At 59.1% G+C, this 11,723-nt stretch carries 14 protein-coding genes; 5 read left to right on the forward strand and 9 right to left on the reverse strand.

Translation table 11 applies throughout. The annotated features are described in order from the left end of the window. Nucleotides 1-199: 199 nt before the first annotated feature. From PMI32_RS12805 to PMI32_RS12795, 3 genes are all read right to left on the reverse strand, one after another. Nucleotides 200-601, reverse strand: coding sequence for a DUF2784 domain-containing protein (locus tag PMI32_RS12805; protein WP_008030239.1), 402 nt, complete (start codon nt 599-601; stop codon nt 200-202). Between the two features lie 64 nt (nt 602-665). Continuing rightward, nucleotides 666-1,538: a 4-hydroxy-tetrahydrodipicolinate synthase gene (gene dapA / locus PMI32_RS12800; protein WP_008030242.1), complete on the reverse strand. Its 873-nt coding sequence runs from the start codon at nt 1,536-1,538 to the stop codon at nt 666-668. A 283-nt stretch (nt 1,539-1,821) separates the two neighbouring features. After that, complete coding sequence (locus tag PMI32_RS12795) at nt 1,822-2,757, reverse strand: sensor domain-containing diguanylate cyclase (protein WP_008030245.1); 936 nt, start codon at nt 2,755-2,757, stop codon at nt 1,822-1,824. Nucleotides 2,758-2,940: 183 nt separating this feature from the next. Between PMI32_RS12795 and PMI32_RS12790 the strand changes: the two genes are divergently transcribed. The 3 genes from PMI32_RS12790 (at nt 2,941) to PMI32_RS30440 (ending at nt 4,165) form a co-directional block, all read left to right on the forward strand. Continuing rightward, the gene (locus PMI32_RS12790) at nt 2,941-3,639 is read left to right on the forward strand and encodes an AzlC family ABC transporter permease (protein WP_032828797.1); all 699 of its coding nucleotides are present in this window, start codon (nt 2,941-2,943) and stop codon (nt 3,637-3,639) included. Then, entirely contained in the window at nt 3,639-3,950 is a 312-nt protein-coding gene (locus PMI32_RS12785; protein ID WP_167362959.1) for an AzlD domain-containing protein, read from the forward strand. Before PMI32_RS12790 ends, PMI32_RS12785 begins: the two co-directional genes overlap by 1 nt. A gap of 65 nt (nt 3,951-4,015) precedes the next feature. Then, entirely contained in the window at nt 4,016-4,165 is a 150-nt protein-coding gene (locus tag PMI32_RS30440) for a hypothetical protein (protein ID WP_008030251.1), read from the forward strand. A 70-nt stretch (nt 4,166-4,235) separates the two neighbouring features. Here the strand turns inward: PMI32_RS30440 and PMI32_RS12780 are convergent, their stop codons facing one another. The 6 genes from PMI32_RS12780 to PMI32_RS12755 form a co-directional block, all read right to left on the reverse strand. Then, on the reverse strand, nt 4,236-4,463 hold the full coding sequence (locus PMI32_RS12780; protein WP_008030253.1) for a DUF6555 family protein: 228 nt from the start codon (nt 4,461-4,463) through the stop codon (nt 4,236-4,238). A gap of 191 nt (nt 4,464-4,654) precedes the next feature. Then, on the reverse strand, nt 4,655-4,927 hold the full coding sequence (locus tag PMI32_RS12775) for a hypothetical protein (RefSeq protein ID WP_008030255.1): 273 nt from the start codon (nt 4,925-4,927) through the stop codon (nt 4,655-4,657). A 273-nt stretch (nt 4,928-5,200) separates the two neighbouring features. Continuing rightward, nucleotides 5,201-5,881 carry an SOS response-associated peptidase gene (locus PMI32_RS12770; protein WP_008030257.1) on the reverse strand — a complete coding sequence of 227 codons (681 nt, stop codon included), beginning with the start codon at nt 5,879-5,881 and terminating at the stop codon, nt 5,201-5,203. A 238-nt stretch (nt 5,882-6,119) separates the two neighbouring features. Beyond that, nucleotides 6,120-6,833 carry an ABC transporter ATP-binding protein gene (locus PMI32_RS12765; protein ID WP_008030260.1) on the reverse strand — a complete coding sequence of 238 codons (714 nt, stop codon included), beginning with the start codon at nt 6,831-6,833 and terminating at the stop codon, nt 6,120-6,122. Between the two features lie 3 nt (nt 6,834-6,836). Further along, nucleotides 6,837-7,679 carry an ABC transporter permease gene (locus PMI32_RS12760; protein ID WP_008030262.1) on the reverse strand — a complete coding sequence of 281 codons (843 nt, stop codon included), beginning with the start codon at nt 7,677-7,679 and terminating at the stop codon, nt 6,837-6,839. Nucleotides 7,680-7,826: 147 nt separating this feature from the next. Continuing rightward, entirely contained in the window at nt 7,827-8,813 is a 987-nt protein-coding gene (locus tag PMI32_RS12755; RefSeq protein ID WP_008030264.1) for an aliphatic sulfonate ABC transporter substrate-binding protein, read from the reverse strand. A gap of 354 nt (nt 8,814-9,167) precedes the next feature. Between PMI32_RS12755 and PMI32_RS12750 the strand changes: the two genes are divergently transcribed. Then, nucleotides 9,168-10,058 carry an ABC transporter substrate-binding protein gene (locus tag PMI32_RS12750; protein ID WP_411737722.1) on the forward strand — a complete coding sequence of 297 codons (891 nt, stop codon included), beginning with the start codon at nt 9,168-9,170 and terminating at the stop codon, nt 10,056-10,058. Between the two features lie 100 nt (nt 10,059-10,158). Further along, the gene (locus PMI32_RS12745; protein WP_008030267.1) at nt 10,159-11,058 is read left to right on the forward strand and encodes a polysaccharide deacetylase family protein; all 900 of its coding nucleotides are present in this window, start codon (nt 10,159-10,161) and stop codon (nt 11,056-11,058) included. The last annotated feature ends 665 nt before the right edge of the window (nt 11,059-11,723 follow it).

The raw sequence follows: 11,723 nt of genomic DNA on the forward strand, positions 1-11,723 counted from the left end.
GCGAGGCTTGCCCGCGAAGAGGCCCTTGAACGCTACGTTGAATTTGAGGCCGCCATCGCCAGCAAGCCGGCTCCTACAAAATCGCGGGCTGTTTGAAATTTATCGGCCAACCCCACCCCCTGTAGGAGCTGGCTTGTCAGCGATGAGGCCCTCGAACACTACGTTGAATTTGAGGCCGCCATCGCCGGCAAGCCGGCTCCTACAGGGATCGTGTGGTATTTGAAAGGGTGGACGTCCGGCGTGACTTGCGCTGCCTGAACACCCGAACATAGACCAACACGTTGATCACCAGCACCACGCCGCCGAGTCCCAGCTGGATACTCGGGGTCAACCCGGCCGGGTAAATCACCGGCCACACATAATGTTCGATGAAACCACCGCCATAGCCGGTCTGCCCGGCCGCGCTGCGCATGAGGTTTTCCCACTGTGTCAGCGGGCAGGTCAGGTGGAACACTTCGACCGCAATCCCCCACGTTGCGGCCGGCAGGTGCCACCAGGCCAGGTGGCGCCATTTGAGCACCAGCAGCCCGCCGAACAGCACGAACAGAATGAACAACAGGTGAAACAGCACCAGCCCATCGGCGGCAATCCGGTAAAGCATGGCGACTCCCTGACGCGTGATGCGAATCACTCCATGGTACTCGGGCGGGGCGTCGGCGCTCTATCTATTGTTTTCTGCCCAGCCCGGCGAGCACGGCCTTCAGACGCAGCACCGTGGCTTCACTGCTGCGTTGCATCGGCGCGCGCAGTTCGTCGTCGATCAAGCCTTCAAGGGCCAGTGCGGTTTTCACCGGGGCAGGATTGGGTTCAATGAACAGGCTTTGAATCAGCGGCAGCAACCGGAAAAACGTCGCCCGTCCTTCCGCCAACCGCTGGTCGCGGATCTGTTGATACAGCGTCACGAACAACTCCGGATGCACATGCGCCGAGGCGGCAATCGCCCCTTTGGCGCCGAGGCACAGGGCGCTGAACATCTGGTTGTCTTCGCCGCACAACACGTCGACCTTGCCGCTGGTCAGCAGCGCTAGGGTGTTGGCCTGATTGCCGCCGCAATCCTTGATCGCGACGATTCGCTCGTGGGCGACAATGTTGAGCAACGTCGCCTGTTCGAAGGCGATGCCGGTGCGATACGGGATGTCGTACAGAATGATCGGCACAGTGGACGCATCGGCAACCGTTTTGAAAAACGCTTCAAGGCCCGCCTGGGAAGGCCGAATGTAGTACGGCGGCGGCACCAGCAACCCGGCCAGTGGCCGCTTGAGGATTTCGTTCTGCAATTGCAGCAGGTCGGTCAGGTTGTTGCCGGCCAGCCCCATGACCACCTGATCCGCAGGCACCCATTCAAGCACGGCATCCAGCACCGCCAGTTGTTCATGTTTGCTCAGTGCCGCCGCTTCAGCGGTAGTGCCGCAGACCACCAGGCCATCGACGCCTTTGTCCAGCAAATGGCTGACGAGCCGGCGCAACCCGACGAAATCGATCGCACCGTGTTGAAACGGCGTAACGAGCGGAACCCAGATACCTTGAAACGATGACATGCACTTACTCCTGAAAGTTGACCGATTTCGTCACCGTCAGAAGCGTAGAAGGAAGTAAGCAGGGGGAGGGTGCCCGTCGCGCTCAATGTCCTGTCAGCTCATCTGACGGGACAGCGCGCCCCGGTCACATGAGCGACTGTTTCTTCGATTTGAGGGCGTGCGCAACGCAACCTTGCGCCTTGGCAATCAAGCCAATGGCGTCAATGTTGAGGTTGAAGGTTGCGGACATGTTTGCTTACACCCTGAATGAGGCGCTAAGTTTTAAGAGTCGGCGGGGATTTTGTCAATCACGAAAATCGGCGAACTCGGCGCGCATTCTGCCGTTGTGCTTGGCTTTGTAGAGTAATTTGTCGACCTGTTCGACGAACTCCAGCGCTGTTGCCTGCAACGGTGCGCTGGTGGTGCCGACGCCGAGACTCAGGCTCAGCCGTTTCGATACCACCGAAAATTCGTGAGGGATCTGCTGCTGCCACATCAGGTGCAGGCATTTGTTGGCCACCAGCCTTGCCGATTCGGCGTCGCTTTCCGGCAGCAGCCAGACGAACTCTTCGCCGCCGATCCGCGCGATGAAATCCCGTGGTCGATTGGCCGCCAGCGACAGGGTCTGGGCCACCTGGCGCAAGCATTCGTCGCCCTTGATGTGCCCGTAGTGATCGTTGTACTGCTTGAAGTAATCGATATCCAGAATGATCAGCGACAGCGGCAAACCGCCGCGTTGGGCGTTGCCCCATTCGCGCTCCAGCACCGTGTCGAACATGCGCCGGTTGGCGATGCCGGTCAGGCCGTCCTGGAAGGAATACTCTTCGAGTTGCTTCTGCAGGCGAATCAAGTGTTCTTCGGTTTTCTTGCGCTCGCTGATGTCGAACATGAAACCCACCAGCGCTTCGACTTCGCCGTCTTTGCGCACCACATGCACCACATCACGAATCCACACGTAATCGCCGGTATGGGTCAGCGCCCGGTAATCCGCCTCGTGATCCACCCCCGCGCGTGATTGCGAGACGCAGAACTCCACCACGTAATCACGATCATCCGGGTGCATGCGCTCGACCCAATCGTTGACCGACAGCCAACTGTCCTGCTTCCAGCCCAGAAGACGCTCGATCTGCGGCCCGATGTAGCTGAATGTCATGGTTTTCCAGTCGATTCGCCACGGAATCGCCTTGGTCGATTCCAGCAGGGTTTTGTAGACGTCGCTGTCGGTATCGATTGCGCTCATGACGGGCCGATCTCGAGGAAAACAGGCGCCATCATGTTGATATCATCGTGCCGAATCAAGCAGGCAGTCGATGAACGGTATGAATGCGCGGCACCGGTGCGAGGCACAAGTGCGCAAGATTGTTCAAGCCATAGGGCGCGACTGCTGGCACAGTCAGGCGTCTTTTCCTGTTTGTAGAGCGTTATGACTCACTCACTCATGCCGCGCAGCGCCTTTCTTCGCGGCGCCGCGGCGATCATGCCGTTGTCCCTGGCGACCGCGCCGTGGGGATTGCTGGCCGGCTCCATGGCCATCGAAGCCAACCTCACGCCGCTGCAAGGCCAGGGGTTGTCGAGCATCGTGTTTGCCGGGGCGGCGCAATTGGTGGCCATCGGCATGCTCAAGGGCGGTGCCGGAATCTTTTCAATTCTGCTGACCACGTTATTGCTGACGTCGCAGCATTTGCTCTACGGCATGAGTATGCGCTCGGTGATTTCGCCGCTGCCGGGTCGCTGGCGTGCCGGGCTGGGCTTTTTGCTCACCGACGAGCTGTTCGCCTTGACCAGCCAGCATGACAAACAGCAATTCAACCGCTGGTATGCCCTGGGCGTCGGCCTGACGTTTTACATCGCCTGGAACCTCTTCACGCTGGCCGGCATCGTGCTGGGCAGCAGCATTCCCGGCCTGGAACATCTGGGCCTGGATTTCTCCATCGCCGCGACCTTCATTGCCCTGATCACCCCGGTGGTGCGCAACGTACCGACCGTGGTCTGCGTGGCGGTTTCGCTGTTTTGCTCGGTGTTGTTCAGTTACTGGCAATGGGGCTCGGCGCTGGTGCTGTCGGGGTTGGCGGGCATGACGGCGGGCTTCATCTGCAATAAATTCTACGGTGGACGCACATGATGGTCTGGGCGGTGATTGTCGGTATGGGGATTCTGGTGTTCCTCAACCGTTATGTATTTCTCGAGCCACGGCTGCCGCTGCGCCTGAGCAGCAACGCCCGGCAGTTCCTCGGCTTTGCGGTGCCGGGCATGTTGACCGCCATCTGCGGCCCGATTGTGTTCATGCCGGATAAACAGCTGAACCTGCAATGGGACAACCCGTACCTGATCAGTTCGCTGGTGGCGGTGGGGCTGGTGCTGTACACCCGCAACACCTTGCTCAGCATGTTGTTGAGCATGGGGTTCTTCTTTTTGCTGCGCTGGTGGCTCTGAGCCGGGAGCGCGAAACTGTTCTACGCTTAAAGTTGATGACTGATCCCTTAGGGAGAGAGGTGAGCATGGCAACTGAACAAAAGCGTCCTGATCCGGAAGATGAAGACATGGATGAACCGACGGAAGAAGAGATCGAGCAGCAGAAACGTTCGACGCCTGACTGGAAGCATCCCGACGACGGGAAGGAACTGTCAGAACTTGATAAAAAGTTTTAGCAGGCGCTCTGACCGATCTGCGCATACAACAAAGCCCCGCCTATGCGCGGGGCTTTTTTTTGCTGGTCAATCAGATCGACACGTTCCAGCGAATCTGGGTAATGCCCAATTGCTGCGCTTTAATGCGTGCCGCTTCGAGGGTGGCGTGTTCGGCGATCTTGCGGCCGGATTCAGGGTAAGCATGCGCAGACGCCGAATGAATCGCGTCGACATCGGAAAAATGCACAGCCATCTTGAAAAAGTGCTGTCGCACACCGTCGAATAAGTAATGCACGGCATAGGGAACGAGTTCACTCATCTATCTCTCGTGGAGCCAGCCAGGTCAGTGGCTTAGTCGTCGAATAAAAATTCAGAGAGATCTGCGGTGAAAGTGTGATGCAGAAATAGGACTGCTGAAAAAGGAGGAGGCTCAGTGAGCCTCTACCGTTCAGAGTGCGGCGACGACGGGTTCGTTCAGTTCTTTTGCCAAACGTAGGCCGGCGCGTCGTTTCAAGCGTCGTCGAGCTGCAATTCGTCGGGATGTGAGGCCCGATAGCCCAGGGTCTTGTCGATCCATGCGTTCACTTCGTTGACCATGACCGGCGGCTTGCCGGGATAGTGTAAGAGCGTTGAACGCAAGGTGCCGTCAATCCCCGGAACCGATAGCAGGTTACGGGTCTTTATGTATTGCTCTATGAAACAGTCCAGCCGATAGTGCTCTGTCGTCGAAAGATAAACGCACTCCAGACCAACGACTTGATTGATTGCAAAATCGTCGCGCATTTAATTCTCTGCAAGGCTTGTTGTAGTAGGGATTTCCTTAGTTGTTGACTCTTTGGTCAACTGGGCGATGCCAATGGAAATGCGGCGCGCATGCTATCCGTAGTTATTCTAAATGTATGTATGACGATCAAATTGTCGGACAAGCGGTTGATACAGAAAAGCGCCCTCTATCAGTAAGTGTTACTTGGGTGAAACAGTCTGTGTAACGTTTAAGTTATAGGTCTGCATAGCTAACTGTTATTGGCGCTCGCATGGCTGTTGGTATTGATAAGTTCATGCACTCTCGTCAATTAGCGACGCGTCTTGATTCCTCACGTTGCCTACAGCCTTGCCAACTTTGTACCACTCGAAAACTTCGCTGCCTTCGCCCTGAAACAAGGCCATCTGTTCGGCGCGTTCCGGGGGCGTGGCGGGATCGAGCCATTCCCGCGCCAGTTCCGGCGACAACACCACCGGCCGCCGGTCGTGAATGTCGAGCATGCCACCGGCGCTGTCTGCGGTAATGATCACGAAACCGTTGTCGTCTCTCGGTTCCTCGCCATCTGTGGGAAACCGGCCAATCGCGGCACAGAAAATCGGGTCGCGGTCCTGCCGCCGGATGAGCCATGGCTGTCTCGTTGAGTCCGGCGTATCGACCCATTCGAACCAGTTATCGATCGGCACAATCGCGCGGTGCGGCCAGATTGCGCGGAAGAACGGACCGTGGGCGACTTTCTCCACCCGTGCATTGATCGGTGCCGCACGATCCTTCGCCCAATGCGGCCGCCATCCCCAGCGCACCTTGTCGGCCTGGAGCCCATTGCTTTCCCGATGAAACAACGCGAGTTGATTCGTCGGCGCGGCGTTGTATCTGGCCAGTGGTTCATCGCCGACATGGTTGATCAGCGCGTCGGGAATGCTCAGCACCGCCACGAAGTCATGAATGCCCCGGTATTGCGAGAGTCTTCCGCACATCGAAAGAAACCTCTTACTGGAAGCTTCAGCTTAGACGCTTCACCTGTAGGAGCCGGCTTGCTGGCGATAGCGATCTAGCGGACGCCTCCGCCAGCAAGCCTGGCTCCTACGGATTGGGAGATGTTCGGGATCGGGGATTCACGCGAACCCTGTAGGAGCCGGCTTGCTGGCGATGGCGATCTTACGGACGCCTTCGCCGGCAAGCCTGGCTCCTACGGATCGGGGAACGCTGGGCGATTCAAATGACGTGCGCCCGTTGCAGTTCGGTCAACGCCAGGGCCTTCAATTGTGCCAGCAGCGGATCGCGCCGATCACGCGGATGGGGCAGTTGCACCGCCAGTTCCTGGCGAATGCTGCTGGGGCGATTGTCCATGACCAGGACGCGGTCGCTGAGGTACAGCGCTTCATCGACATCGTGGGTCACCAGCAGCAGGGCGATGGCGTGACGCTCGGCCAGTTGCAGCAACAGGTCTTGCAGTTTCATCCGGGTGAAAGCGTCCACCGCGCTGAACGGTTCGTCGAGCAACAGCACATCGGGCCGTGAGTAGAGGCCGCGAGCAATGGCGACCCGCTGCGCCATGCCGCCGGAAAGAGCCTTGGGTAACGCTTGAGCGAACCCGCTGAGGCCCACTTCATCGATCAGATGTGCGACCCAGGCCTTGTCATATCGGTTGTCGGCGCTGAAGCCGATGTTCTGCTCGACCGTCAGCCAGGGCATCAATCGAGGTTCCTGAAACACGAACGCAACCTCACCGGCGTTGCGATTCAGTTCACCCTGAAAGTCCTTTTCAAGGCCGGCAACGATCCGCAACAACGTGCTTTTACCGCACCCGCTGGGGCCCAGCAGGCTGACGGTTTCCCGGGGCTGCAATTGCAGGTGGATATCCCTGAGCACAGTGGTGGTGGCGAAAGTTTTGCGCTCGACGCGAATGTCCAGCAGGTAATCGGTCATGGCTCAATCCTCTGTGCTTTGGCCGTTGAACGTGTCGCGCCACGCCAGGAAGCGTTTCTCCAGGCCGGCGAGGATTCCATCGCTGAGTTTGCCCAGCAGCGCCAGCACAATGATTGCCGCGAGCACGATGTCCGGGCGGGATGTCTCGCGCCCGTCACTGAGCAGATAACCCAGCCCTTTGGTCGCGGCGATCAGCTCCGCGGCCACCAGAAACATCCACGCCAGGCTCATGCCGCTGCGCAACCCGGTAAACAGGCCGGGCAGGGCGGCGGGCAATAAAATCCTTCGGACCAGCCGTGTGCGACCGAAGCCATACATCTGCCCGACTTCCACCAGTTTGCGGTCGATGTCGCGGATCGCCGCGACGCCGTTGAGGTACACCGGAAAGAACGCGCCGATGGCAATCAGGACGATTTTCGAGGTTTCGTCGATGCCCAGCCACAGCAACAACAGGGGCACCCAGGCCAGGCTCGGAATCGAACGCAGGCCGGCGAAGGTCGGTTCAAGCCAGGCTTCGGCTTCGCGGCTCAAACCGACCCAGGCGGCAAACACCAGTGCCAGACCGGCGCCGATGGCGAAACCGAGCAACACGCGCAACAGGCTGGCGCTGATGTGTTTCCACAGCGCGCCTTCTGCGAGGTCTCTCAAGGTCAGGGCGATTTCGCTGGGCGCGGGCATTTGGTAGGACGGCAACCAGCCGATGCGTACGACAAATTCCAGCACCAGGAGGATCAGCACCGGCAACGCCAGACCCTTGAGACGCAAACGCCAGGCATTGTTCAAGGAAAGAGCGGCACGACGTGGCGTCGGCAGTTCGAGGGGCAGGTCTTTGCTTTTGCTGGTCATGAGATTCTCCGGTCACGACGAATCCGCGACTGGCGCGGGTTACAGCGCTGATTTGAAGCAAGATCAAAATATCGCAGCCTGCGGCAGCTCCTACGTTGGGATATGCGTTTCCCTGTAGGAGCTGCCGCAGGCTGCGATATTTTGCTTTTACTGACGGGCCACGGTTTCCTTGAAGCCGGTGTCGATCAACTGATCGATGACCTGATCGACATTCACCCCACGACGTACCAGTTCTTCGGACACCAGAATCGGCGCGGCGGCCTTGGATGCGATCACATCCCTGGCGGTCAGTTGCGGGCTGCTCAGGTCAGTGCGGGACAGTTGCAGCTTGGCCACTTCCAGCGGCAGACCGGATTCGGTAGCGAGCAGTTTCGCCAGTTCATCAGGGTTTTTTACCGCCCAGTCGCGGGCCTTTTCGTACGCCTTCAGTACGGTTTCGATGGTCTGCGGGTGCTCTTTCGCATAAGTGTCAGTAACGCTGACTACGCCATAACTGTTGAAGTTGGTGTTGCGATACAACAGGCGCGAACCGGCCTGGACCTGGCTGGCGGCCATGTGCGGATCGAGGCCGGCCCAGGCGTCGACGTCGCCTTTTTCCAGGGCCGTGCGGCCATCCGGGTGCTGCAAATGCAGCAGTTCCACATCGTCCTTGCTCAGGCCGGCCTGATGCAGGCTGCGCAGGGTGAACAGGTACGGGTCGGTGCCTTTGGTGGCGGCTATCTTCTTGCCTTTCAGGTCGGCGACGGTCTGGTAGGGCGAATCCTTGCGCACCACCAATGCGGTCCATTCGGCGCGGCTGTAGACGTAAACCGATTTGATCGGGCTGCCATTGGCGCGGCTGAGCACGGCGGCGAGGCTGGCGGAGGAGGCGAAATCAACGCCGCCGCTGTTGAGGTACTCCAGCGAGCGGTTGCTGCCCTGACTCAGCACCCAACTGACTTTGGTCTGCGGCAGGGCTTTTTCCAGAAATCCAAAGTGTTTAAGCACCAAACTCACTGGCGAGTAGTAGGCGTAATCCAGATGCACTTCGGCCGGCGGTGTTTCAGCAGCCTGCGCGGCGGGTTGCAGGCTCAAGGCCAGGGCGCAGGCGCTGAGCAGATACCTGACTTTGGGAAAGCGGAAGGTGGACTTCATGGGATCGGCTCCGGACAAGGCGTTGGGTTTCTTATGTCTAAAAATTCATTTTTTATAAATGCTTCCTGCGTAAAAGGAATATTGCAGGCTCTGTGCCATGTCTTGGATATCAGGCGTTTTCAAGGCGTTGATGCGAGGAATGAAGCAGAAGGGTGTTGCAGGGAAAACAGTCTGTCGGCTCACTGTTGCCGGGTGAACAGTGTTGACTGACAGTCATGAGCTTATGCGTTAATCGAATTTAAAAATCGTCCTGTAAGAGCGTTATGGTCTATGCCATTCACTCTCAAGGAGCCCCCGATGAACCTGTCCAGATTCGTTCGCAGTTTGCTGACCAGCGCGTTGTTTGCTGCGCCAATGGCCTACGCCGCTGAGCCCGTTGTCCTGCATGTCGGTGATCAGAACTACTACAACGTGCGCGCCTCGGTGGAGGCTTCGGGGGTGCTGGAAGGGGCGCCTTACACCGTTGACTGGAAGCATTTTCAGGCCGCTGCACCGCTGGCCGAAGCGCTGAACACCGGGGCGCTGGACGTGGGCTTTCTGGGCGATTCAGGCTTCCTGTTCCTCGCTGCAAAGCAGGCGCCGGTGAAGCTGATCGGCGTCTCGCGGCAGAACCCGGACACCATCGCCTTGCTGGTGCCCAAGGATTCGCCGGTCAAAAGCATCGCCGACCTCAAGGGCAAGAAAGTCGCCTACTGGCCCGGCGCCTGGAGCCAGCAATTGACCCTGCGCGCCTTGCAACAAGCTGACCTGCCGGAGGACTACGTCGACTTCATCAAGCTGATGCCGATCGATGCCGCCGCCGCGCTGCCCCAGGGCAGCATTGATGCCTTCCCGGTCTGGGAACCCTACATTTCCCAACAGATTCTGTTCTCCGGCGCGCGACCGATTCTCACCGCCAAGAACCTCATGCCAGGCCTCAGCGCCATCGCCGCTTCGACACCGTCAATCGACAGCAAGCGCGAAGCCATCGCCGACTTCCTGGTTCGCCTGAAAAAGGCACGGGCCTGGGTCGACAATCACACCGACGAATATGCCGATCTGTGGGCGAAGAAGGCCAATCTTGACCAGAACGTCTCGCGTCACTGGTTACGCCAGGCTCACATGACCGTAGGCCCGGTGGATGCACAGGCTGCTAAGGACCTGCAAAGCACGGCGGATTTTCTGTTCAAGGTCAAAGCATTGCCGACGGCACTGGCGACCGCGCCGATTATCGACAACTCGTTCGAGCAGGCGTTTACCCAGTAACCGACAATGTCGGGCAGCACCGGAACCAAACACTGTGTACCCTGATCCAAACCGCGCCCGCACAACTGTGCGGGCTTAACGGTCCGGCTCAAGGCACAACATGAAACAGCTGTTCAAGATTCTCAGCGCACTCGCCATTGCCGTCGGGCTGGTGGGTTGCATCGCTGCTCCCATCGAAATGACGCCGCAAACCGAACAGCGTCTGCACGCGCAAGCACCGATCCGGTTTCTGCTGACGTTCGACGACGGTCCCAGCGCGTCGAGTTTCTGGAACCCGACGATGACAATCCTCGACAGTCTCGCCACCAACCCGGTGCAGCCGAACCTCAAAGCGGTGTTCTTCGTGCAGACCGGCGCGCCACGGGCAGGCGACAGCGACATCGGCCGCGAGGTCATGCGCCGCGAGCATGCGGACGGGCAGATTCTCGGTTTCCATACGGCCACCCACTGGCACACCAATCACCGTTCTCTGAGCCCGGAAGAACTGGAACAGTCATTGACCAAAGGCAGTGCCGACATCGCCGCCATCACCGGTGCGCCGCCGACCTTGGTACGGCCGCCGTTCTGGAATTATGACAAACGGGTTTTCGCCGCTTATCAAAAGCACGGCATGCACGTGTTGCTGACCGACCTGAGCGCCAACGACGGCAAGATCTGGGGTTTCAACGCCAGCCCCCGACGCCGGTCCAGCATGTTGCGGCAGATGTCAGAGGTGCGTGAGCGCATCGCATTGGGTGAGTTGCCGACGGTGGATGGGGTGATCCCGGTGGTGGTGACCTTCCACGACCTCAACCGCTACACCGCCCGACATGCCCGCGAATACCTGCAAATCCTTCTCGACAGTGCGCAGGCGACCGGCGTGAAAACGGCGCAGAAGCCGTTTTACGATGATCAGGCCGAACTGCAACGGGCGGCCATGGCGCGCACCGTTCGCGACAGTACGCAACCGGTGAAATTGCCTGGGGTCTGGAACTGGATCTGGGACGGTGACGCTCATTGAATGTTGATCAAAGTGAGCGCCGCATAACGTTCGCCGGCAGATGAATAAACCTAAATCCCGAACACCCCACAATTTGTAGGAGCCGGCTTGCCGGCGATGGCGATCTCACGGACGCCATCGCCGGCAAGCCGGGCTCCTACAGGTTTTGCGCGAACCCTCAATCCCGAACACCCCCACGATCTGTAGGAGCCGGCTTGCCGGCGATGGCGATCTCACGGGCGCCATCGCCGGCAAGCCGGGCTCCTACAGGCTTTGCGTAAACCCTCAATCCCGAACACCCCCACAATCTGTAGGAGCCGGCTTGCTGGCGATGGCGATCTCACGGACGCCATCGCGGGCAAGCCGGGCTCCTACAGGTTTTGTGTGAGCCCTCAATCCCGAGCACCCCCGCAATTTGTAGGAGCCCGGCTTGCTGGCGATGGCGATTTCACGGACGCCATCGCCAGCAAGCCGGGCCCCTACAGGTTTTGCGTAAACCCTCAATCCCGAACACCCCCGCAATTTGTAGGAGCCGGCTTGCTGGCGATGGCGATCTCACGGACGCCATCGCGGGCAAGCCGGGCTCCTACAGGTTTTGCGTAAACCTTCAATCCCGAACACCCCGACAATCTGTAGGAGCCGGCTTGCCGGCGATGGCGATTTCACGGACGCCATCGCCAGCAAGC

The organism is Pseudomonas sp. GM60 (assembly GCF_000282415.1).
GTDB classification, from domain to species: Bacteria; Pseudomonadota; Gammaproteobacteria; order Pseudomonadales; family Pseudomonadaceae; genus Aquipseudomonas; species Aquipseudomonas migulae.

Coding starts and splice junctions, on each gene's coding strand:
- PMI32_RS12785 (WP_167362959.1), top strand. CDS start 3,639: ATGGTCTGGGCGGTGATTGTCGGTATGGGGATTCTGGTGTTCCTCAAC.
- PMI32_RS12745 (WP_008030267.1), top strand. CDS start 10,159: ATGAAACAGCTGTTCAAGATTCTCAGCGCACTCGCCATTGCCGTCGGG.
- PMI32_RS12795 (WP_008030245.1), bottom strand. CDS start 2,757: ATGAGCGCAATCGATACCGACAGCGACGTCTACAAAACCCTGCTGGAA.
- dapA (WP_008030242.1), bottom strand. CDS start 1,538: ATGTCATCGTTTCAAGGTATCTGGGTTCCGCTCGTTACGCCGTTTCAA.
- PMI32_RS12765 (WP_008030260.1), bottom strand. CDS start 6,833: ATGACCGATTACCTGCTGGACATTCGCGTCGAGCGCAAAACTTTCGCC.
- PMI32_RS30440 (WP_008030251.1), top strand. CDS start 4,016: ATGGCAACTGAACAAAAGCGTCCTGATCCGGAAGATGAAGACATGGAT.
- PMI32_RS12780 (WP_008030253.1), bottom strand. CDS start 4,463: ATGAGTGAACTCGTTCCCTATGCCGTGCATTACTTATTCGACGGTGTG.
- PMI32_RS12770 (WP_008030257.1), bottom strand. CDS start 5,881: ATGTGCGGAAGACTCTCGCAATACCGGGGCATTCATGACTTCGTGGCG.
- PMI32_RS12755 (WP_008030264.1), bottom strand. CDS start 8,813: ATGAAGTCCACCTTCCGCTTTCCCAAAGTCAGGTATCTGCTCAGCGCC.
- PMI32_RS12790 (WP_032828797.1), top strand. CDS start 2,941: ATGACTCACTCACTCATGCCGCGCAGCGCCTTTCTTCGCGGCGCCGCG.
- PMI32_RS12805 (WP_008030239.1), bottom strand. CDS start 601: ATGCTTTACCGGATTGCCGCCGATGGGCTGGTGCTGTTTCACCTGTTG.
- PMI32_RS12775 (WP_008030255.1), bottom strand. CDS start 4,927: ATGCGCGACGATTTTGCAATCAATCAAGTCGTTGGTCTGGAGTGCGTT.
- PMI32_RS12750 (WP_411737722.1), top strand. CDS start 9,168: ATGGCCTACGCCGCTGAGCCCGTTGTCCTGCATGTCGGTGATCAGAAC.
- PMI32_RS12760 (WP_008030262.1), bottom strand. CDS start 7,679: ATGACCAGCAAAAGCAAAGACCTGCCCCTCGAACTGCCGACGCCACGT.